Origin of the sequence: Pseudomonas sp. LPH60 (genome assembly GCF_030718165.1) — a bacterium.
Lineage (GTDB): Bacteria > Pseudomonadota > Gammaproteobacteria > Pseudomonadales > Pseudomonadaceae > Aquipseudomonas > Aquipseudomonas danubii.
In genome coordinates this window covers 164,937-186,653 of sequence record NZ_JAVAJH010000011.1, presented here as the reverse complement: position 1 = coordinate 186,653, position 21,717 = coordinate 164,937, and the positions used below count along the sequence as shown (strand labels likewise).

At 67.9% G+C, this 21,717-nt stretch carries 11 protein-coding genes; 9 read left to right on the top strand and 2 right to left on the bottom strand.

Going from position 1 to position 21,717, the window contains the following annotated elements; translation table 11 throughout:
* Positions 1 to 234 precede the first annotated feature (234 nt).
* Genes Q8O96_RS29955 through Q8O96_RS29915 form a run of 9 tightly spaced genes read left to right on the top strand, consistent with a single transcriptional unit; the run spans position 235 to position 17,941 of the window.
* Positions 235 to 1,902, top strand: a complete 1,668-nt coding sequence (locus tag Q8O96_RS29955) for a (2,3-dihydroxybenzoyl)adenylate synthase (protein WP_102863103.1) — start codon at positions 235 to 237, stop codon at positions 1,900 to 1,902.
* Positions 1,889 to 3,640 carry an ABC transporter ATP-binding protein gene (locus tag Q8O96_RS29950; RefSeq protein WP_305949997.1) on the top strand — a complete coding sequence of 584 codons (1,752 nt, stop codon included), beginning with the start codon at positions 1,889 to 1,891 and terminating at the stop codon, positions 3,638 to 3,640. The genes Q8O96_RS29955 and Q8O96_RS29950 overlap by 14 nt, the downstream gene beginning before the upstream one ends.
* Positions 3,637 to 5,400: an ABC transporter ATP-binding protein gene (locus tag Q8O96_RS29945; protein ID WP_102863104.1), complete on the top strand. Its 1,764-nt coding sequence runs from the start codon at positions 3,637 to 3,639 to the stop codon at positions 5,398 to 5,400. The genes Q8O96_RS29950 and Q8O96_RS29945 overlap by 4 nt, the downstream gene beginning before the upstream one ends.
* Positions 5,393 to 8,863 carry an amino acid adenylation domain-containing protein gene (locus tag Q8O96_RS29940; protein WP_305949996.1) on the top strand — a complete coding sequence of 1,157 codons (3,471 nt, stop codon included), beginning with the start codon at positions 5,393 to 5,395 and terminating at the stop codon, positions 8,861 to 8,863. The genes Q8O96_RS29945 and Q8O96_RS29940 overlap by 8 nt, the downstream gene beginning before the upstream one ends.
* Positions 8,860 to 14,280, top strand: coding sequence for a non-ribosomal peptide synthetase (locus tag Q8O96_RS29935; RefSeq protein WP_305949995.1), 5,421 nt, complete (start codon positions 8,860 to 8,862; stop codon positions 14,278 to 14,280). The genes Q8O96_RS29940 and Q8O96_RS29935 overlap by 4 nt, the downstream gene beginning before the upstream one ends.
* Positions 14,277 to 15,392 (top strand): saccharopine dehydrogenase NADP-binding domain-containing protein, encoded by a 1,116-nt coding sequence (locus tag Q8O96_RS29930; protein WP_305949994.1) that lies wholly within the window; start codon positions 14,277 to 14,279, stop codon positions 15,390 to 15,392. The genes Q8O96_RS29935 and Q8O96_RS29930 overlap by 4 nt, the downstream gene beginning before the upstream one ends.
* Complete coding sequence (locus Q8O96_RS29925) at positions 15,389 to 16,168, top strand: thioesterase II family protein (RefSeq protein WP_102863107.1); 780 nt, start codon at positions 15,389 to 15,391, stop codon at positions 16,166 to 16,168. Before Q8O96_RS29930 ends, Q8O96_RS29925 begins: the two co-directional genes overlap by 4 nt.
* A gap of 23 nt (positions 16,169 to 16,191) precedes the next feature.
* On the top strand, positions 16,192 to 16,515 hold the full coding sequence (locus Q8O96_RS29920; protein WP_102863566.1) for an isochorismate lyase: 324 nt from the start codon (positions 16,192 to 16,194) through the stop codon (positions 16,513 to 16,515).
* Positions 16,508 to 17,941 carry an isochorismate synthase gene (locus Q8O96_RS29915; RefSeq protein ID WP_102863108.1) on the top strand — a complete coding sequence of 478 codons (1,434 nt, stop codon included), beginning with the start codon at positions 16,508 to 16,510 and terminating at the stop codon, positions 17,939 to 17,941. Before Q8O96_RS29920 ends, Q8O96_RS29915 begins: the two co-directional genes overlap by 8 nt.
* Before the next feature lie 206 nt (positions 17,942 to 18,147).
* Here Q8O96_RS29915 and Q8O96_RS29910 read toward each other — a convergent pair whose 3' ends face one another.
* Together Q8O96_RS29910 and Q8O96_RS29905 are read right to left on the bottom strand one after the other, a co-directional pair.
* A complete protein-coding gene (locus tag Q8O96_RS29910; protein WP_207816587.1) occupies positions 18,148 to 19,089 on the bottom strand; it encodes an alpha/beta hydrolase in 942 nt (313 codons plus the stop codon).
* A gap of 168 nt (positions 19,090 to 19,257) precedes the next feature.
* The gene (locus Q8O96_RS29905) at positions 19,258 to 21,663 is read right to left on the bottom strand and encodes a TonB-dependent siderophore receptor (protein ID WP_207816589.1); all 2,406 of its coding nucleotides are present in this window, start codon (positions 21,661 to 21,663) and stop codon (positions 19,258 to 19,260) included.
* Between the last annotated feature and the right edge of the window lie 54 nt (positions 21,664 to 21,717).

Sequence of the window (21,717 nt, the reverse complement as noted above, 5' to 3'; positions counted from 1 at the left end):
AGCCGCGCAAACGAATGTCCTGCCGATTGCCGGGCCTTGGAAATTGCCGGTTAATAATCACTCTCATTTGCAAGCACGGCAGCCCTTCATGGACGACACCCCACGCAACAGCACCGCAGGAGCGCCTGTGGACCTTCATTTCCTTTAGCGCCGACGACGTTTTCCCGTTCATTCCAAGGACCTGGCACCTCAGGTCCAGGGCCGCTTTTTGCGTCAAAAAACTCAGGAGACAGCATGTCCACTTTCGATGATCTGCAGGATTGCCCCTCTTGGCCCGAGGCCTTTGCCCAGCGCTATCGCCAGGCCGGTTACTGGCGCGATGAAACCTTTGGCGACCTGCTGCGGGTGGCGGCCCAGGCTTTTGCCGAGCGCGAGGCGCTGACCGATGGCGAACAGCGCCTGAGCTATCGGCAGTTGGACCTGCGGGTCGATCAACTGACCGCCGGCCTGTACCGCCTGGGCTTGCGCGCCGGGGACAATGTGGTCCTGCAATTGCCCAATCGCAGCGTTTTCGTCGAAACCTGCTTTGCCCTGTATCGCCTCGGCGTGCGGCCGATCTTCGCTTTGCCGGCGCACCGGCATCTGGAGATCGGTCGTTTCTGCGAATTCGCCCAGGCCCGGGCCTACCTGTGCACCGACTGTGACGCCGGCTTCGATTACCGGGCCATGGCCCGGGATCTCAAGGCCGGTAATCCGCACCTGGAGTGGGTGATAGTGGCCGGCGAGGCCGAGGAATTCACCGCCCTTGATGGCCTGTATGACCCGGCCCCGTCGCCGGCTTTCCCGGCGCCGAGTGCCGATGCCGTGGCCTGCTTCCAGTTGTCCGGCGGCTCCACCGGGATTCCCAAGCTGATTCCGCGGCGGCACAACGAATACCTCTACAACCTGCGGGCCAGCGTCGAGCGCTGCGGTTTGTCCAGTGCCAGCGTGTACCTGGCGGTGCTGCCCATGGCCCACAACTTTCCCATGTGCTGCCCGGGGTTCATGGGCACCTTGTCGGTCGGCGGGCGCGTGGTGCTCGGCCACTCGCCAAGCCCGGAGGTCTGTTTCGAACTGATCGAGCGCGAAGCCGTCACCCATACCGCCCTGGTACCGCCCCTGGCCCTGGTCTGGATGGAAGCGGCCCAGGCTCGCGGACGGGGGCTTTCCTCGTTGCAGCTGCTGCAGGTGGGCGGGGCCAAGCTCAGTTTCGAGGCCGCGCGGCGTATCGAACCGGTGCTCGGTTGCCGCCTGCAGCAAGTGTTCGGCATGGCCGAAGGGCTGATCTGCTACACCGACCCGCAAGACCCGCCCCAACGGGTGCTGCACACCCAGGGCCGGCCCCTGTCGCCGGCGGACGAAATCCGCGTGGTGGACGAGCAGGACCAGCCCGTCCCGGTGGGCCAGGTGGGCCAGTTGCTGACCCGTGGCCCCTACACCATCCGCGGCTATTACCGCTATCCCGAGCACAACGCCCAGGCCTTCACCGCCGACGGCTTCTATCGCACCGGTGACCGGGTGCAGCTCACCGCCGACGGCTACCTGATGGTGGAAGGGCGGGACAAGGACCTGATCAACCGCGGCGGCGAAAAGATCGCTGCCGAAGAAGTGGAGAACCTGCTGCTGAGCCATCCGGCGGTGGCCGACATCGCCCTGGTGGCGATGCCTGATGCCTTCCTTGGCGAGCGCACCTGCGCCTTCGTTATTGCCCGTGGCCAGGCGCCCCGGGCTGTGGAACTGCTGCGCCATCTGCGGGCCCAGGGCCTGGCGGCGTTCAAGCTGCCGGATCGCTTCGAGTTCATCCCGGCCTTTCCCCAGACCGGGGTCGGCAAGGTCAGCCGCAAACACCTGCGTGAGGCCATTCAGGCCTTGTACTTCGGTGCTGAGGCCCAAGGCCGGGTGGGAACTGATGCCCGTGGCTGAACAACCAGGATTGACTGACCTGTTGCAACCGGTGCGCGGACGTCTGCTGGCGGCGATGCTGTTGCAGGTGCTGGCGGCGCTGGTGGGCCTGCTGCCGCTGATGGCCGTGGCCGAACTGGCGCCGCTGCTGCTGGCGGGCGAGCTGGATATGGACCGCGCGGGCTTCTGGCTGCTGGCCGGGGGCGGGGCCTTGCTCCTGCGTCTGCTGGGGCTGGCGGCGGGGTTGCAGATCACCCATCTGGCCGACAGTGACCTGCAGCGCCATCTGCGCCAGCGCATCGCTGCCCATCTGGCGCGGGTGCCCCTGGCCTGGTTGGGTGGCCAGCGGCAAACCGCCGAGCGGGTGTTGCTGGAGGATGTCGGCGCCCTGCATCAATTGGTGGCGCACCTGCCCAACAATCTGGTGGCGGCCCTGGTGGTGCCCTTGGCCAGCCTGATCTACCTGCTGACGGTGAGCCTGCCCATGACCCTGGTGGTGCTGGCGCCGCCGCTGGTTGCGCTGTGGCGCCTGCGGGTGATGCGTACCCCGGCGTACCACGCCGAGCGCCAGCGCCTGGGCGCGGCCATGGGCACGCTGTCGACGGCGACCCTGAACTTTGTGCAGAGCATTGCCATGGTCAAATCCTTTGGCCGGGTGGAGCGGGTGCAGGACGACTTCTTCAAGGCCGTAGAGGATTTCGGCCGTTTCTTCTCCCAGTGGGTCGAGCGCTGGGCCGGCCTGGGGGCCAGTGTCGAAGTGTTGCTTTCGCCTCTGCTGGTGTTGGCCCTGGTGCTGGTGGCCGGGGTGGCGCTGATTGCCGGCGGCTGGCTGCAGCCGGCGCAGTTGCTGGCGTTTGCCTTGCTGGGCCCGGCCCTGTCGGCGCCAGTGGCGGCCCTGGGCCATGGCGCCGATTCCCTGGTCCAGGGCCGGGCGGCGGCGCAGCGCATCAGCGCGGTGCTGAGCACGCCGGTGCTGGCGCAGCCGGCGTTCTCCCGAGAGCCCGAAGGTGCCCTGGTGACCTTCGATTCCGTGGACTTCAGCTACCCCGACGGCACTCAGGTGCTGCAGGGCATCGATCTGTGCCTGCAGCCCGGCACCCTGACCGCCCTGGTGGGGGATTCCGGGGCCGGCAAATCCACCCTGGCCACCTTGCTCGCGCGCTTTGCCGATGTCAGCGCCGGGGCGATCCGCATCGGCGGTGTCGACCTGCGGGACATGGACAGCGCGACCCTGTATCGCCAGGTGGCCTTTGTCTTTCAAGAGGTGCGTCTACTGCGCACCAGCGTCCTCGACAACCTGCGCCTGGGGCGCCCCGAGGCCGGCCTCGCAGAGGTCGAAGAGGCGGCTCGGGCCGCGCAGATCCACGAGCGCATCTGCGCCTTGCCCGAGGGATATCACACCCTGCTGGGGACCGGCGTGCAGTTGTCCGGCGGCGAGGTCCAGCGCCTGGGCATTGCCCGGGCCATGCTCAGCCAGGCACCGATCCTGGTGCTCGACGAGGCCACCGCGGCCAGCGATCCGCAATCCGAAGCGGCGATCCAGCAGGCGCTGTCGCGGTTGGCAGCGGGGCGCACGGTGCTGGTGATCGCCCATCGCTTGAGCAGCATCCAGGACGCCGACCAGATCGCCGTGCTCCAGGGCGGGCAATTGCGCGAGTGCGGTCGGCACCAGGTCTTGCTGGATCAGCAGGGGGTGTATGCCGGACTCTGGGCGGCGGAGCAGTTTGGCGCGGCCCCGTTGACGAGGGCCCTGTCATGATCGCTGCCCTGTTACGCAGCTTGCAGCCCAAGGAAGCCGGCCTGCTGCGCCGGGCGCTGCTGGCCATGGCGGCCAGTGCCTTGGCCCAGGGCCTGGCGCTGGCCTTGCTGCCCATGGCGTTTGCCGGTGTCTTCGACGCCGCGTCGGGCAAGGCGCCCTGGCTCTGGGCCGGGGCTTTTACCGGGTTCGCCGGGCTGTGCCTGGGGTTGCGCCGCCATGCCCAGCTGGCCGGCTACAGGGCCGGGGCGGCGGCCGCGCAGTCGCTGAACCTGCGCATCGGCCAGCAGTTGGCGCGCCTGCCCCTGGAGTGGTTCGTCGAGCGGCGTGGCGCCGAGCTCAACCGCCTGGTGACCCACACCGTGGCGCAGATCATGAGTGCCCCGGCGCACCTGCTGCAGCCCATGGCCAACGCCTTGCTCACGCCCCTGGCGTTGCTGCTGGCGCTGTTTTTCTATGACCGCTCCATGGCCCTGGCCGCCTTGGCCAGTGTGCCCCTGCTGCTGTTGTTCTATCACTGGGGCGTGCGTTGGGGCGGGCAGGCCGAGCGCCTCAGCGAAGCGGCGGCCGGCGAAGCGGCGGCGCGGGTCCTGGAGTTCCTGCGGCAGCAGCCGCTGCTGCGCTCCAGCGGGCGCAACGGTGAAGGTTTCAGCCTGCTGGGCGAGGCTTTGCAGCAACAGCGTCAGGCCCAGCGCCAGGCCCACTGGCGCACCTTTCCGGCAGCCCTGGGGTTGGTGGTGGTGCTCCAGGCCGGCTACACCGCCGTGTTGCTGTGCGGGCTCTACGCGGTCCTCGGTGGCAGTCTCGGGGCCGTGCAATACCTGGCCCTGGCGGTGCTCGCCACTTGCCTGGTGGAGCCCATGGGCGCCCTGGTCAACCTGGGCACCACGTTGCGCCAGACCCGCCACGGCGTGGACAGCCTGTGCCAGTTGCTGAACCTGCCGCCCCTGCCGGAGCCGAGCGAGCCCCAGACGCCGCAGGGGCAACGGGTCGAGGTGCGGGAACTGGGGCTGGTGCGCCAGGGCCGAGCGCTGCTGCAGGACATCAGCTTCGAGCTGGAACCGGGCTCCCTGAACCTGCTGGTGGGGGCCTCGGGCTCCGGCAAGTCGAGCCTGTTGCGCTTGCTGGCGCGCTTTTGCGATGTCAGCAACGGCGCCATCCTGCTGGGGGGCGTGGACCTGCGCCAGCTCTCGGCCCGGCAGCGCGACCAGGACATTGCCCTGATGTTCCAGGACTGTCCGCCGCTGGCCGCCAGCCTGCTGGACAACCTGCGCCTGGGCCGCCCCGAGGCCAGTGAGGCGCAACTGATGGCCGCCGCCCACGCCACCGGCCTCGACCGCCTGGCTCAGCGTCTGCCCCAGGGCTGGCAGACCCGGGTGGGCGAGGGCGGTGTCAGCCTCTCCGGCGGCGAACGCCAGTGCCTGGCCCTGGCCCGGGTCATGCTCAAGGACGCCACGCTGATCCTGCTGGATGAACCCACCGCCGCCCTGGACGCCATCAGTGAGGCGCGGGTCAACCGCAGCCTGCTGCAACTGGCGCGCAAGCACACGGTGCTGCTGGTGACCCACAAGCCGACCCTGGCCCCGCATGCCGCGCAGATCCTCCTGCTGGACCAGGGCCGCCTGGCCCAGCGCGGCACCCATGCCCAACTGATGGCGGCTACCGGCCGTTATCGCGAACTGTTCCACGAGCGCGAGGCGATCAATCGCTGGCGCTTGCGACCTACCCCTTCCGTACCCCATAGGACCGTCCACCATGACTGATAACCCAGCACTGGCACGCGCTCATCCAGCGCACGCCGGCCTGAGTCATTCACCCCAAGGCCTCTGCGCGGGCATTGCCCGACTGCTCGACTACGCGCCCGAGGAGCTTGAGGCGGATGTTTCGCTGATCGAGCAGGGTCTCGATTCGGTGAGCATCATGCGCCTGCCGGCGTTGCTGGCCGCCGAGGGCGTGAGCCTGAGTTTTGCCGAGCTTATCCAGCAGCCGACCCTGGACGGCTGGTGGGCGCTGATCGAGGCCCGCCGGGGCCTTGCGGCGCCGTGCTTGCAGGCGGTAGCCGACGCCGGCGACAACGCTGATTTTCCTCTGACCCCGCTGCAACAGGCCTACTGGTTCGGTCGCGATCCGGGCATGCCCCTGGGGGGCGTGGGTTGCCACCTGTATCAGGAACTGGATGGCCAGGACCTGGAACCCCAGCGCCTGGAGCAGGCCGTGCGCCGCCTGTGCCAGCGTCATCCGATGCTGCGGGCCTGCTTTGTCAACGATACCTGCCAGCGCATCCTGCCCCAGAGCCCCTGGCTCGGTCTGACCGTCCACGACCTGCGCCAGGCCTCCAGCGTGGGTGTGGCCCAGACCCTGGAGCAGATTCGTCAGCGCCTGGCGCACCGCTGCCTGGAGGTCAGTCGCGGGGAGGTCTTCGATGTGCAACTGAGTCTGCTGCCCGAAGGCCGTAGCCGTCTGCACCTGAACATCGACCTGCTGGTGGCGGATGTCCTGAGCATTGGCATCCTGCTGCGGGATCTGGCCCTGATCCATGCCGGTCTCGAACAGCAATTGCCGGTGCTGGAGTGGGACTTTGCCCACTACCTGAAAGCCGAGCAGGCGGCCCGGGCGCCGCAACTGGCGGCGGCCCGGGACTACTGGCTGCCGCGCCTGGAGGCGTTGCCCGACGGCCCGCAATTGCCCCTGGCCCGGGAGCCGCAGCAACTGGGTACGCCACGCTTCCAGCGTCTGGCCATGCGCCTGGATACAGCCCAGTTGCAGGCCCTGGAGCACAAGGGTCGGCAGCACGGTCTGACCCTGGCCAGCGTGCTGGCCTGTGCCTATGCCCAGGTGCTGGGGCGCTGGAGCGCCAGTCAGCATTTCCTGCTCAACGTGCCGCTGTTCAACCGCCAGGAACTGCACCCTTGCGTGCCCCACTTGCTGGCGGACTTCTCCAATCTGGTGCTGCTGGAAGTGGATCAGCGCCAGCCCCTGGATTTCTGCCAGCAGGCCCTGGCGCTGCAGGCTCAGTTGCACCGGGATATCGCCCATAGCGCCTGGCCCGGGGTCGAGGTGCTGCGCGAGCGTGCGCGCCTGCGTCAGGGCGGTGGTCAGGGGGCGCCGGTGGTGTTTGCCTGCAACCTGGGCCCGGCCTTTGTCGATGACACCTGCCGCCAGCAACTGGGCGAGCCCGGCTGGGCGCTGTCGCAGACGCCCCAGGTGTGGCTGGATCACCAGAGCTACCCGATGGCCGACGGTCTGCTGCTGAACTGGGACGCGGTGCAGGGGCTGTTCCCCGAGGGCCTGCTGGAGCAGATGTTCGAAGCCTATCGCACTCTGCTGCTGTGGCTTTGCGAGCATGACTGGCAACAGGTGGCGCCGTTGCCCCTGCCGGCCGACCAGCAGCGGGTGCGCAGCGCGGTCAACGACTGCCGGCACGCAACCCCGGCCCGGCTGTTGCACCAGGGCTTCTTCCAACAGGCCCAGGCCCATCCCGAGCGGCTGGCGCTGATCTGCGACCAGGGCCAGCTGAGTTATGCCGAGCTGGCCCGGCAAGCCCTGCAACTGGCGGGCGCCCTGGTGGAGTGGGGCGTGCAACCCGGCGAGGCGGTGGCGATCACCCTGCCCAAGGGCCGCGAACAAGTGATCGCGGTGCTGGGGATTCTCGCCGCTGGTGCGGTCTACGTGCCGGTGGGCATCGAGCAGCCGCCGGCCCGGCGCGACATGATCTATCAGCGTGCCGGGGTGCGTGTGGTACTCACCGACACGGCTCACCGCGACGGTGGTATCTGGCTCGCCGCACTGCGGGTGGTGACCCTGGCCCAGGCACGCCCGGCAGCCGCCCTGGCGCAGCCTTTGCCGCTTGCGGCCGATGCCCTGGCGTATGTGATCTTCACCTCCGGCACCACCGGTGAACCCAAGGGGGTGGAGCTGTCGCACCAGGCGGCGATGAACACCATCGAGGCGCTCAACCGGCGTTATCGGGTCAGCGCCGAGGATCGGATGCTGGGCGTCTCGGCCCTGGATTTCGACCTGTCGGTGTACGACCTGTTCGGCCTCCTGAGTGTCGGTGGCGCCCTGGTGCTGCCGGCCGACGCCTTGCGCAAGGAGCCCCAGGAATGGCTGCGCCTGATCCGCGAACAGCAGGTCACCCTGTGGAACTCGGTGCCGGCGCTGCTGGACATGCTGACCTTGCAGGTACGGGACGCTGGCGGCCTGGCGGCGTTGCGCCTGGCCATGGTTTCCGGGGACTGGGTCGGCCTCGACCTGCCATGTCGTTTGCGAGAGGCGGCGGGGCGTGAGCTGCAGTTCGTGGCCCTGGGCGGCGCCACCGAGGCGGCGATCTGGTCGAACTGCCAGGACGTGGACGTGGTGCCCGGGCACTGGCGTTCGATCCCTTATGGCCGGCCCCTGGACAACCAGTGCTTCCGGGTGGTGGACAGCCAGGGCCGGGATTGCCCCGACTGGGTGCCGGGCGAGCTGTGGATCGGCGGCGCCGGGGTTGCCGCGGGCTATCGCGGCTTGCCCAGCCTGAGTGCCCAGCGCTTTGTCGAGCATGACGGCGGGCGCTGGTACCGCACCGGCGACCAGGGTCGCTACTGGGCCGACGGCACCCTGGAGTTCCTCGGACGCCTGGACCATCAGGTCAAGGTCCGCGGCTTTCGCATCGAACTGGCGGAAATCGACCTGGCCCTGGAACGCCACCCGGCCATCAGTCGCGCCCTGAGCCTGGTGCTGCCCGGCAGCGAGCCGCAGCTGGCGGTGGTGCTGGTGGCCCATGAGCCGCTGCCCTCGACCCAGGCCCTGCGGCAGTGGCTGGGCCAATGGCTGCCCGAACACATGCTCCCGGACAGCTGGCTGACCCTGGCCGAGCTGCCGCTGAGCAGCAACGGCAAGGTCGATCGCGCGGCCTTGCTGTGGTTGCTGCAGGAGCAGCGGCGTGGCATCGCGCCGCACAGCGCCGAGCCTCCTCAAGGGGAGTGGGAAGAGGCCGTGGCCGCCCTTTGGCAGGAGTTGCTGGAGGTGCCACAGGTGGGCCGGCACCAGGGCTTCTTCGCCCTGGGTGGCAACAGCCTGCTGGCCGCCCGCCTGATCGAACGCATCGCTCGGCAGTTCCAGGTGGAACTGTCGCTCAAGGACTTTTTCAACGCGGCCACCGTGGCCCTGCAGGGGCAGTTGCTCGCCTCGCGCCGGGAACAGCGGCCCGTCACTCAGAACGCAATGGTGGAGGGCGTGTTATGACGCTGCAGCAACTGCAACAGGATCTGCAACAACTGGGCGTGGAGCTCTGGGAAGAACAGGGCCGCCTGCGTTATCGGGCCCCGGCCGGGGTCATGGACGACGCGCGCCTGCAGCAACTTCGGCAACACAAGGACGCGTTGCTGCAACAGCTGCAGGCGGCGCAGATGCCGACCCTGGAGGCCGACCTGCCGGCCCGGGAAGAACCCTTCCCGCTGACCGATGTGCAGGCGGCCTATCTGCTGGGCCGCACCACAGCCTTCAGCTTTGGCGGCGTGGCCTGCCACGGTTATCTGGAGTTCGCCCAGCAGGACCTCGACCCGCTGCGCCTGGAACAGGCCTGGAACCAGCTGATCGCCCGTCACGAGATGCTCCGCGCCGTGGTGCTGGAGGAGGGCTACCAGCGCATCCTGCCCCAGGTGCCCCATTACGCCATTGCGCACCACGACCTGAGCCAGGACGACGGCAGTGCTTTGCAGGCCCTGCGCGAGCGCATGGAACTGCGCCGCGCCACGCCTCAGCAATGGCCCTTGATTGAATTGTGCGTGAGCCAGGGCCGCGACACCTCGCGCCTGCACCTGTCGGTGGACCTGCTGGTGTGCGACTACCAGAGCGTGCGCATGCTGCTGGCCGAGTTGCAGCAGCTGTACCGCGGCGAGGCCCTGCCGGCACCGGCGCAGATCAGCTTCCGCGACTACGTGCTGGGCGAGCGGCGCCTGCGCGAACAACCGCGCTACCAGCGCGACCGTGACTACTGGTGGGCGCGGGTCGACAGCCTGCCGGGGGCACCGGAGCTGCCGCTGCTGGGGGCACCCACCGGGCCACGCTTCCAGCGCCGGGCCATGAGCCTGGAAGCGCGGGACTGCAAGGCCCTGCGCCTGAATGCGGCCGCCGCCGGGGTCGGCGTGTCGGCGGCGATCCTCTCGGCCTACGCCGAAACCCTTGGGCGCTGGAGTCGGCGCGGACACTTCTGCCTGAGCCTGACCCTGCTCAATCGCCTGTCCCTGCACCCTCAGGTCGACCGCTTGGTGGGGGATTTCAGCTCGGTGGAACTGCTGGAAGTGCAGACCCTGCAAGGGGGCAGTTTCGGCCAGCGCAGCCAGCAGTTGCAGGAACGGCTGTGGCAGGACATGGACCATCGCCTGTGCTCGGGCATCGAAGTGCTGCGCGAGCTGGCGCGGCGCAAGGGCCAGGATGCGGCGCTGATGCCGTACGCCTTCACCAGCACCCTGGGTGCCGGCGGCGAAAGCGGCGGCGGGGCCTTCATGCCGGGAGCCGAGCTGGTGTTCGGCATCAGCCAGACGCCCCAGGTGCTGATCGATTGCCAGGTCAGCGAACGGGACAACGGCCTGGCGATCAACTGGGACATTCGCGAAGGGGTGTTCAGCGAGGCGCTGCTCGACGACTTGTTCGATACCTTCGAACGGCTGCTCAAGCGCCTGGCCCGGGAACCCTCGGCCTGGACCCTGGACGATTGCCTGGAATTGCCGGCGGCCCAGCGCCTGCAACGCGAGCTGGTGAACCAGACAGCGGCGCCGTTGCCCACCGGCGGGCTGCATGAGCCGTTCTGGCGTCAGGCAGCTGCTGCGCCGCAGCGTGTGGCCTTGATCCAGGGCGCCGGGCAACTGAGCTACGGCGAACTGGCCGGACGCGCCGAGGCCGTGGCCGAGGCCCTGCTGAACGCCGGCTGCCAACCGGGAGAGCGGGTCGCGGTGTGCATGGACAAGGGCCTGGAGCAGGTGATTGCGGTGCTGGGCATTCTGCGGGCCGGGGCGGCCTACCTGCCCCTGGACACCAACCAGCCCGAGGCCCGGCGCCAGTTGATTCTGGATAACGCCGAGGTCGGCCGGGTGCTCAGTCAGTCCTGGTTGAGCGATGAGTTGTGCTGGCCGGCACGGGTGACCCAGGTGATCCAGGTCGATCAGAGCCCGCTGGCGGCGCAAGCTCCGTTGCCGGTGCTGGACATCGATCCGCAGCAGTTGGCCTACGTGATCTACACCTCCGGCTCCACCGGGGTGCCCAAGGGCGTGATGATCAGCCATCAGGCGGCGCTCAATACCATCGTCGACATCAACCAGCGCTTTGCCATCGGCGCCGAGGATCGGGTCCTGGCCCTGGCCAGCCTGGGCTTCGACCTGTCGGTGTATGACCTCTTCGGCCTGCTGGCCGTGGGCGGCGCCCTGGTGCTGCCCGACCCGCAACGCCGCGCCGATCCTTCGCACTGGGCGGCGTGCGCCCGGGAGCACGGGGTGACCCTGTGGAACTCGGTGCCGGCGCAATTGCAGATGCTTACCCACTACCTGCAGGCAGTGCCGTCGATGGCGCCCGGTGCCTTGCGCCTGGCGCTGCTGTCGGGGGACTGGATTCCCCTGAACCTGCCGGCGGAGGCTGCCCAACTGTTGCCGCAGTTGCGGCTGATCAGCCTCGGGGGGGCCACGGAAGCGGCCATCTGGTCGATCTACTACCCAATCACCCAGGTCGATCCGCAGTGGCGCAGCATTCCTTACGGCGCGCCCCTGGCCAACCAGCGCTTCATGGTCCTCGACGAGCAGGGCCGCGACCGTCCTCAAGGGGTGGCCGGTGAGCTGTACATCGCCGGTAGCGGCCTGGCCCTGGGTTACCTGGGGGACGCCGAGAAAACCGCCGAGCGTTTCGTCGATCACCCCCGCAGCGGCGAGCGCCTGTACCGCACCGGCGACCTGGGCCGCTACCTGGAAGATGGCCTGATCGAATTCCTTGGTCGCGAGGATTTCCAGGTCAAGGTGCGCGGTCATCGCATCGAGCTGGCGGAAGTGGAAAGTGCACTGCTCAGCCATCCCCATGTGGAGTCCGCGGTGGTGGTGGCCGCTGGCGAAGGGGCTTTCGAACGGCGACTGCAGGCCTGCTTGCGGGCCAGTCTGCGGGACATGCCGCTGGCCTGGCCGGAGCAGCTGGAGGCGCGTACCCAGGCCGCGGCCCAGGCCGTGCGCGGTGATCTGAGCGATGCCCTGGTCAGCGAGATGTCGGCCTGTGTCGAGCGTGCCGCGCTGCTGTCCATGGGCCTGGCCCTGCAGCGTCCCGGGCTGTTCCAGCAGGCGGGGCAGTGTCACTCCCTGGAAGAGGTATGGGCCTTGAGCGAGGTCGCGCCGCGCAACCAGCGCTTGATCCGGCGCTGGTTGCAGGCCCTGGCCCAAGAAGGGCTGGTGCAGCATGACCGGCAGTCCGGTGGTTACTCGGACCTGCGGGTGCAGCGCGAGGAATACCTTCAGCTGTGGCAGCGCATCGACGCCTTGGAGCCTCGCGTAGGCTGGGGCGCCGAGGTCCTGCGTTATTTGCGCGAGAGCCAGGAGCAACTGCCGGCGCTGATGAGCGATCAGCTGGACCCGCTGCACCTGCTGTTCCCCGAGGGCCGTACCGATACCGCCGAGGGCGCCTACCGCAAGAACCTGATCAGCCAGTACCTGAACCAGGCGGTGTGCGCCGCGGTGCAGGAGATCATCCGCCAGCGTCCTGTCGGCCAGCGCCTGCGCCTGCTGGAGATCGGCGCCGGGGTCGGCGGCACCAGCGCCGATTTGATCCCGGCCCTGGACGGCCTGCCGGTGGACTACCAGTTCACCGACCTGTCGCAGTTCTTCCTCAACGAGGCCCGGGAACATTTCGCCGCCTATCCCTGGGTCAGCTACGGGCTGTTCGACCTCAACCAGGACCACTGGGCCCAGGGCGTGGCCGCCAACTCCCAGGACGTGATTCTCTGCGCCAACGTGCTGCACAACTCGCGGCATGCCAGCCGGGTGCTGGAGCGGCTGCGGGAGATGCTGGCCCCGGGCGGCTGGCTGATCTTCATCGAGGCCACCCGCGACACTTACCAGATCATGGCCTCCATGGAGTTCAAGGAAGGCCTGACCGCTTTCGAAGATTTCCGTGCGGAACTGGACACCACCTTCATCCGGCGCGAGCAGTGGCAGCAGTTGCTGCTGGAGGCCGGGGGCGAAACCCCGCTGTGCCTGCCCAAGGCCGATGACGCCATGTCGCAGATCGGACAGCACCTGTTCATCACCCGCTTCAAGAGCGAGCGCCAGACCCTGGAGCCCGAGCCACTGCGTGCCCATCTGGCCCAGCGTCTGCCGGACTACATGATCCCGGCGGACTGGCAGATCCTCGATGAGATGCCCCTGACCGCCAACGGCAAGGTCGACCGCCAGGCCCTGGCCCGGATCGGTGTGGCCGGGCCCGAGCAACAGGTCAACAGCGGCGCGGCGCCGGTGGACGATCTGGAACGCAGCATCGCCGAGGTCTGGCAGGCCCTGTTGCGGGTGCCGGCGGTGGGCCGCGAGCAGGGCTTCTTCGAGCTGGGCGGCGACTCGTTGCTGGTGGCGCAAGTGGTGGGTCGCCTGCGCGAAGCCTTGCCCCAGGCCCGGCAGTTGCCCTGGAGCGACTTGCTGCGGCAGTTGATCAACCAGCCCACCGTGGCGGCCCTGGCCGACTACCTGCGCGGGCAGGGTGGGCAAGGCGATTCACCGCTGGTGCGCATCAGCGACAAGGTGCAGGGCCCGACGCGGATCTTCGTCCACGACGGCAGCGGCACCCTGGCGCCGTATCGCGCGCTGTTCGCTGCCCTGGGGGAAGACGCGCCCCTGGAAGGGCTGGTGCTCAACGACGTGCCGGGGTATCTGGCGCTGGAGCCGGCCACGGCGATTCGCCGGTTGGCCGAGCGCTATGCCGACACCCTGCAGGCCGAAGGCCGGCGCCAGGTGAGCATCGTCGGCTATTGCCTGGGCGGGTTGCTGGCCACCGAACTGGCGGCGTGCCTGGCGGCGCGTTCCATCGAGGTGCTGCAGCTGAGCGTGATCAGCAGCTACCGGGTGCCGTTCATGATCGAGGACGACCTCTTGGCCGAGTACGTGTTCGCCCGGGTGATGCAGGCCGATCCGCTGGTGCTGGGGTATCCCGAGGACGAGCAGGCCATGGAGCGCAGCATCGCCCGGGTCCTGGCCCAGACCCCAGGACGGGTGCCCCAGGGTTCGCTGTTGGCCTTGAGCGACGATGGCCAATGCACCTCGGCCCTGGCCTGTCTGCGGCGCCTGGCAGAGAAGACCCCCGAGCAACGCCTGCAGGCGATTGCCGAAGCCATGCGTCACGCCGGTTCGCAGTTGAGTGACCTGGACTGGCTGCGCGAGCAATTGCAGGTGTTGCGTCACAGTCTGGCGGCGGTGGCCCTGCATGAGGCCACGCCGTATCAGGGCGACTTGCTGTTCATCCGCCAGAGCGGCGAGGTCCAGGTGCTGCCGGGCATGCACCGCGACATGAGCGCTTACTGGCAGGCCCTGTGCCTGGGCGAACTGCGGGTGGTGGATGTGCCTGGGGATCACTTCAGTTGCATGCAGCAGCCCCAAGTGCAAGCCGTGGCCCGGGCCTTCGACGCCGCCGAGGTGGCGGCATGAGTGGGGCGCTCATTGGTCTGGTCGGCGCGTATGGCAGCGTCGGCCGTCAGGTGGCGCAACTGCTGGCACCCAGGCTTGCCTTGCGCCTGGGCGGACGCGACCGGCAGCAGGCCGAGCAGTTGAACCAGCAGTTGGGGGCGTGCGCCGACGTGCGCGCCCTGGACCTGTGGGATGAGCAAAGCCTGGCCAGCTTTTGCGCCGGCTGCACCCTGGTGATCAATTGCGCCGGGCCCAGCTACCGGATTCTCGACCGGGTGGCCCGGGCCGCGCTGGCGGCGGGCGCCGATTACCTGGATGTGGGCGGCGACGACCCGGTGCACGAGCGTCTGGCCGGTCAAGTGCCCGCAGGGCGCCGGGTGCTGTTGTCGGCGGGCATGCTGCCGGGGCTGTCGGGGGTGTTCCCGCGGTTGCTGGCGCAGTCCTTCCAGCGAGTCGATGAGATGCGCTGCTATGCCGGCGGCCTGGGACGGCTGTCCGCCACGGCCGCCGAGGACTTCCTGCTGAGCCTGGGCAATGGCTTCGGCCAGGCCCAGTGCGGCTGGCGCGAGGGGCGGGTGGTGCGTAGCAGGGGCAGTGCCCGGCAGCCTCTGCAACGGGACTGGCTGCCGGTGGCTGGGGTACAGGCCTATCCCTACCTGAGCACCGAGCAGCAGCGCTTGTTCAGTGACCTGCAAGTGCCCCATGGACAGGGCTTCAACCTGTTCGAAGGCGGGCAACTGGCGGCGACTTTGCAGCGTATCCAGGGCTCGGCGCCAGAGGCGCGCAACACGCCGCAGAACATCGCCGCGCTGGTCCAGGCCAGCGCCCTGGATGTGGCCGGACGGCGGCCGTACCAACTGCTGGCGGTGGAGCTCGACGGCCTGCGTGATGGCCGCCCGCAGCAGGCCAGTGCCTGGTTACGGGCCGGCGACGGTTCGCGGTTGACCGGCAGCGTCGCGGCGTTTTGCGCGCTGCATTGGCAGCTATTGCCCCAAGGCCTGCATTACGCGGCCCAGGTGCTGGATGCCCAAGCCTGCCTGGAGCAGGTCTGTCAGTGGTTGCCGGACACCCGGGTCAGCCTGGGCCTGAGCGCCGGTACGCCACTGGCCGAGCTAGAGGAGGGTGTGCTGTGAGAAAGGCTCCCAGTGCCTGGCTGCGCCGTTACCCGCAGCCGCAACCGCCGCGCTGCCGGCTGGTGTGCCTGCCCCATGCTGGGGGCAGCGCGAGTTTTTTCAATGACTGGCGGGCGTTGTTGCCCGCCGATATCGAGTTGATCAGCGTGCAGTACCCGGGGCGTGAAGAGCGCCTCAACGAGACCTGGCCCGGCAGCCTGGAGTGGATGGCGGGCACTATCACTCGGGCCCTGTCGGACCTGGTAGACCGGCCGCTGGTGCTGTTCGGTCACAGCATGGGCGCGGCCCTGGCCTATGAAGTGGCGGGGCGCATGCAGCAGCAAGGCTCGGCCCCTCAGCGCCTGATTGTGTCAGCACACCCGGCGCCCCATCGCCAGCGCCACAGCGAGCTGCACCTGGGGTCGGACGAGGCGTTGCTGGCGGATGTACGGCGCCTGTCCGATGGCGCGCCGTCCCTGTTGGACGACCCGACGCTGCGCGACCTGTACCTGCCGGCACTGCGTAACGACTATCGGCTGATCGAGTCCTATCGCGGCGACATCGGCCGCGCCCTGGACCTGCCCCTGAGCGTGTGCCTGGGGGGCCAGGACCCTGAAGTCGATGCTGACGAAGCCTATGCCTGGGCCGAGGTCAGCGCCCAGGTCACCGACTTCCAGAGTTTCCCCGGTGCTCACTTCTATCTGCGCGAGCAGCAGGCCGAAGTGCTGCGGCACCTGACCCGGCTGCTGGCCGGCCACGGCGAGCAGCCGTGGCACTGCTGGCCCTCGACCCCGTGAATTTTCCCTTGGTAGTCATCAGCATGAAAACCCCCGAGCAATGCAGCGCCCTGGAAGACATCCGCTGGGCGATCGACACCCTGGACCAGCAGATCATCCAGGCCCTCGGCCAACGCCTGGCCTACGTCAAGGCGGCCGCACAATTCAAGCCGACCCAGGACAGCATCGCCGCGCCGGAGCGGGTCGCGGCGATGCTCCCGCAGCGTCAGCAATGGGCCGAGCAGGCGGGCCTGGACCCGATGTTCGTGGTGCCGCTGTTTGCCCAGATCATCCACTGGAACATCGCCCAGCAAGTGCGCCACTGGCGCGTTCAGCGCGGGCTTGAGCAAGGAGTCGGCAATGAATGAGTCGTGCCTGTCCGGACTGACCCAGGCCCTGCGTGAAGGCGAGGCCCAGGCTCGGCGCAAGAGTCGCGCGGTACTGGTGGTGTTCAGCCTGGCCGCCGAGCGCCTGGAGCCACTGCGGCTGTTTGCCGCCAACCGCCAGGTGTTCGGCCAGAGCCTGTTCTGGTCCAGCGAGCAGGGTGCTCTGGCCCTGGCCGGGTTCGGCTGCACCGAGGAAATCAGCCCGCCGGCCGCCGAGCGCTTTGCCGCCAGTACCCAGGCCTGGCGCCAGCTGCTGGAGCAGGCTCATCAGGTCGGCCCGCGCAAGGCTTATCTGTGTGGCGGCTTCGCCTTCGATCCCCAGGCGCCGCGCAGTACTCAGTGGCAGTCGTTCGCCGCCACCTCCCTGGTGCTGCCACGGATTCTGTTGTTGCGCGAAGGCGAACAGCAGCACTGGCTGTTCAGCCTGTGGATCGAGCCGGGCGCCGATGTGGCCCATTGCGCTGCCGGCCTTGCGGCGGAATGGAACCTGCTGCAGGTCCGCTATGCCCATGCACCGTCACTGCAGGTGCCGGTGGGCACCCGGCAGGACGACGACGCCCCGGGCGCCGAGCAGTGGCAGGCCACCGTCGCCGGCGCCATCGGCCGGATCAACGCCGGTGAACTGAGCAAAGTGGTGCTGGCCCGGGAAGTCTGCCTGCGGGCCCCGCGCAGCATTCCCTGCGGCCCCTTGCTGGAGAACCTCAGGGCGGCCTATCCCCAGGCCTTCCTGTTTGCCTTCAGCCGCGGCGACAGTTGCTTCCTCGGCGCCACGCCCGAACGTCTGGTGCGCGTGGCCCGGGGCACCTTGAACACCGTGGCCCTGGCCGGCACCTGCGCCCGCGGTCAGCACGAGCAACAGGACGCCGAATTGGGCCAGGGCCTGATGGACAGCGCCAAGGATCGCCACGAGCACGCCCTGGTGGTGCAGACCCTGCGCGAAGCGCTGCAGCCCTATTGCGCCATGCTGGAGATTCCTGCGCAGCCGCAACTGCACCGCCTGGCCCACGTCCAGCACCTGCTGACCCCGGTGCTGGGGCGGCTGCGGCCCCAGGTGGACCTGCTGCAACTGGTCGACGCCCTGCACCCGACCCCGGCGGTGGGCGGCCTGCCCCGGGCCAAGGCCCTGGGGTATATCCGCGCGCATGAGCAACTGGACCGTGGCTGGTACGCCGCCCCGGTGGGCTGGCTCAACGCCGAGGGCGATGGCGAGTTTGCCGTGGCCCTGCGCTCGGCCTTGATTCGCGGCAACCAGGCGCACCTGTTTGCCGGTTGCGGGATTGTCGGTGAGTCGGACCCCGCGAGTGAGTACCAGGAAACCTGCCTGAAGTTGCGCACCATTGGCGACGCGTTGTGTCCGCCAGCGGCCTTGCCGAGCGTGGCCGTGAGCGGCGGGCAGAGCGCCTTGTAGCCGCTGCCGAAGGCTGCGAACGAGCCGCAGGTGTGCAGCGATCCTGAGGGCGTCGAGGCCCCTTCGGTGCCTTGCGCAGCCTGCGGCAGCGGCTACACAGAGGGTTTCCTGTAGCCGCTGCTGAGCCCGCGAAGCTGCGCAAAGGCCCGCAGGGCCTTGCCTGGCGACCCCAGCCAAGCCCCGGCCTCGCGTCCTAGCCAGCAGCTTCAGCCAGTGGGCGCGGCGCTGGCCGTCGGGCCGGCGACGCTGGACGCCGGCCTGGCCCGCAGCAGGGCATTGATCGCCTGGCCGTAGTCCTTGCCCGCCAGGCGCATGCTGTTGTTGTGGGTGCCGCCGGGCACCAGCAGCAGCTTTTTCGGTTGCAGCGCAACCTTGAACAGTTCCTTGCTCAAGCGTGGTGGTACGTAGTCGTCTTTCAGGCCGTGCACCACCAGCAGTGGCATGCCGATGTCGCGGATCTTGTCGACGGAGTCGAACTTCTGCGACAGCACCCAGCGCACCGGCAGCGAGGTCTTGGTCACCGCGGCGGCGGCATCGGCCAGGTTGGTGAAGGTGGACTCGACGATCAGCCCGCGGGCGGCAATCGGGGTTTTCTCGGCGGCGGCCGTGCGCCCCAGTTCGGCGGCCAGGTCGATGGCCACCGCGCCGCCCAGGGAGTGGCCGTAGATCAGGCGCTTGCGGGCGTCGGGCTGCAGCAGCTTGAGCCGCTCCCAGGCGATGCGCGCGTCTTCATACACGCTGCTTTCCGAGGGCAGGTCGCCGTGGCTCTGGCCGAAGCCGCGGTAGTCGATGGCCAGCACCGAGTAGCCCAGGGCGTGCAGTTGCTCGATGCGAAACAGCTGGCCGGTGAGGTTCCAGCGCACCCCGTGCAGGTAGAGGATCGCCGGGGCGTCGGCGCGCGTGGCCGGCCACCACCAGGCGTGGAGGTTCTGCCCGGCCTTGAAGCTTTTCGGCTTGAGTTCCAGCTCCTGCACCGTGCTCGGCAGGCCGCGATACCAGCCGGCGGTGCCCGGCTCGATGCGAAACACCAACTTGCGCTCCTGGTGTTCGAGCACCGCGCAGCTCACCGGCAGGCCGACGATCAGGGTGGCCAGGCACAGCAGGGAAAGCCAGCGACGGCGCAGGCGCTGGGACAGGGTTGGGGACATGGAAGGCTTCACCACGGAACGATCAGCCAGGAGTTTTAACAGAAGTGTGCGGATGGCTGTAGTGATTTTGCTGCCGTGGTCGCCGCATCGGGCTACCCGATACCAGGTGATTGTCAGCGGCCCGACCCTGCCCGATTGGGCAGGGTGCACTGATTGGGGGACTAGGTCTTAGAAGTCCCAGCGAGTGGTCACCATCACATTGCGTGGGTCACCGTAGTAGGCCGAGTCATAGAAACCGATGTTGGTGTAGTACGACTTGTCGAACAGGTTGTTGACGTTCAGGGTCGCCGAAAGGTTGTCGGTGACTTGGTAGCGCGCCATCAGATCCACTAGCCAGAACGGGTCCTGGGAGAACTTTTCGTAACGGTCCTTGCCACGGTTGTACAGCGTTTGCCAGCCCTCACCCTGCCAGCGGGCGCCACCGCCCAGGGTCAGTTTGTCGAGGCTGCCGCCGAGCTTGTAGCTGCTATAGAAACTGAGCTGATCTTGCGGTTCCCAGGTGGCCACCTTCACCCCGTCGGCATCACGGCTGACCTTGTGGGTATAGCCGGCCTGCAATTGCCAGCCAGGACGCAGCTCACCGGAGATCTCCGCTTCGTAGCCCTTGGTCTTGGTCTTGGTGGCGATATAGGAGAAGTCGACCCCAGGATTGGAGTTGTAGATGGTGTCGGCGATTGGACGGTTTTCCTCGTGTACCTCGAAGTAGGCGAGGCTGGAGTTCAGGCGACCGTCGAAGAACTCGCCCTTGAGCCCGACCTCGTAGTTTTTCCCTTCGTTGGGTTCGAGCATCTTGCGCGTGCGGTCACGGTACTGGGTTTGCGGTTGGAAAATCTCGGTGTAGCTGGCGTAGGCGGAGACATTGTCGTGGAGGTCGTAGACCAGGCCGGCATAGGGCACTACCTTGCCGCTCTCCTTGGTGTCGCTGGTACCGGTGACCTGGAAATTGGCGACGCGGGTGCCGAGCAGCAGCGACAGGTCGTCCGTCAGGCTGAAGCGGCCGGTGAGGTAGGTGCCGGTCTGGCGCGTGGTTTCATCGTTGATCTTGGTCGGCTGGTTCCACAGGGGCTCGATGGCTTCGCCGTGCCAGTTGTAGAAGTCATAGGCGTTGTCGAAATAGGTGGCGTCGGAATAGTCCTTGCCCTTCCATTCCGAGATCGACAGGGACTGGCCCACTACCAGCTGGTGTTCTCGACCGAAGAGTTCGAAAGGTCCGGATGCATAGACGTCGAGGCTGTCACTGGTGGTTTCGCCAGTGTATTTGCGAGCGTAGATCGAACTGGTGGTAGCGGTGTCCTGGGAGACGTAGCCCAGGGGCGCGTCATAGCCGTTGATCTGGTGGTTGTACTGGGCCTTGGCGACCCAGCCATTGTCGAAGTTGTGCTCCAGGGTGGCGAACACGGTACGGGTGTATTGTTCCCAACTGCTCCACTTCGGACCATTGTTGAACGAGCGAGGCAGGTTCAGATAATTGCCGTCCGGGTCATAGACGGTACGTGTGCCGGTCCAGCTCGAGCCCTTCGGGTCGCTGTCCTGATAGTCGGCACCCAGGGTCAGCAGGGTGTCCGGTGACAGGTCGAATTCAAGGATGCCGTAGTAGACATTGGTCTTGCGCTGGTAGTGATCAAGAAACGATTTCTTGTCTTGGTAGGCGGCCACCGCCCGGCCGCGGACGTTGCCGGAGTCGGTCAGCGGCCCGCTGACATCAATCTGGGTGCGATAGTTGTCCCAGGAGCCGGCGCCGAGCTCGATGCTGCTCTTGAACTCGGACGTGGGCTTCTTGCGGATCAGGTTGATGGTGCCGCCAGGACCGCCGGCGCCGGTCAGCAGGCCGGTCGCGCCCTTGAGCACTTCGACGCGGTCGTACAGCGCCATGTCGGTCATGGTCTGGCCGGCCGAGTACTGGGCGTCACGCAGGGTCGGGATGCCGTCGTACTGGAAATTGACGATGGAGAAACCGCGGGAATAGTAGTTGGTGCGTTCGCTGTCGTAGGTGGATACGGTGATACCCGGCGTGTGGCGCATCACGTCGTCTATTGCCGTGAGGCCAAAGTCATCCATCACCTGGCGGGTCACCACCGAGATCGACTGCGGGGTTTGCCGCGGGGTCAGCACCAGCCGGGTGGCGGTGGCGATGGTGCCTGGGGTATAGGAACCGGTGCCTTCGGTAACGCTGCCCAACTGGTTGGCGCTGACCGTGGTCGCCCCCAGCTCGACCCGTTCACCGCCGCTGGCCTGGACCACCCGATAGCCCGCGCCCTCGGCCACGGCTTGCAGGCCCAGGGGTTTGAGCAGGCGCTGCAGGCCTTCGTCCACGCTGAAGCGGCCATTGAGGCCGGTGCTGCGCTTGCCGGCGCTGAGGCTGGCATCGATGGCGATCATGCTTGCCGATTGCTGGCCGAAGGCGCCCAGCACCTGGTCCAGGTTGCCCGGGGCGATGGCGTAGTCGCGCTGCTGGCGGTCGGTCACGGCGGCGCCGGCTTCGGCGGCCATCAGCGGCAGGCTGGTGCTGGCGATGGACAGGCCGATGAACACCGGGCGCAAGGCCGCGGCAAGGGGCGTAAGGCGAATGTGCATAAGGGAAATCCGTGGGTTGAGAAGGGTTGGCGCTGAGCTGTTTTCCAGCTTCTT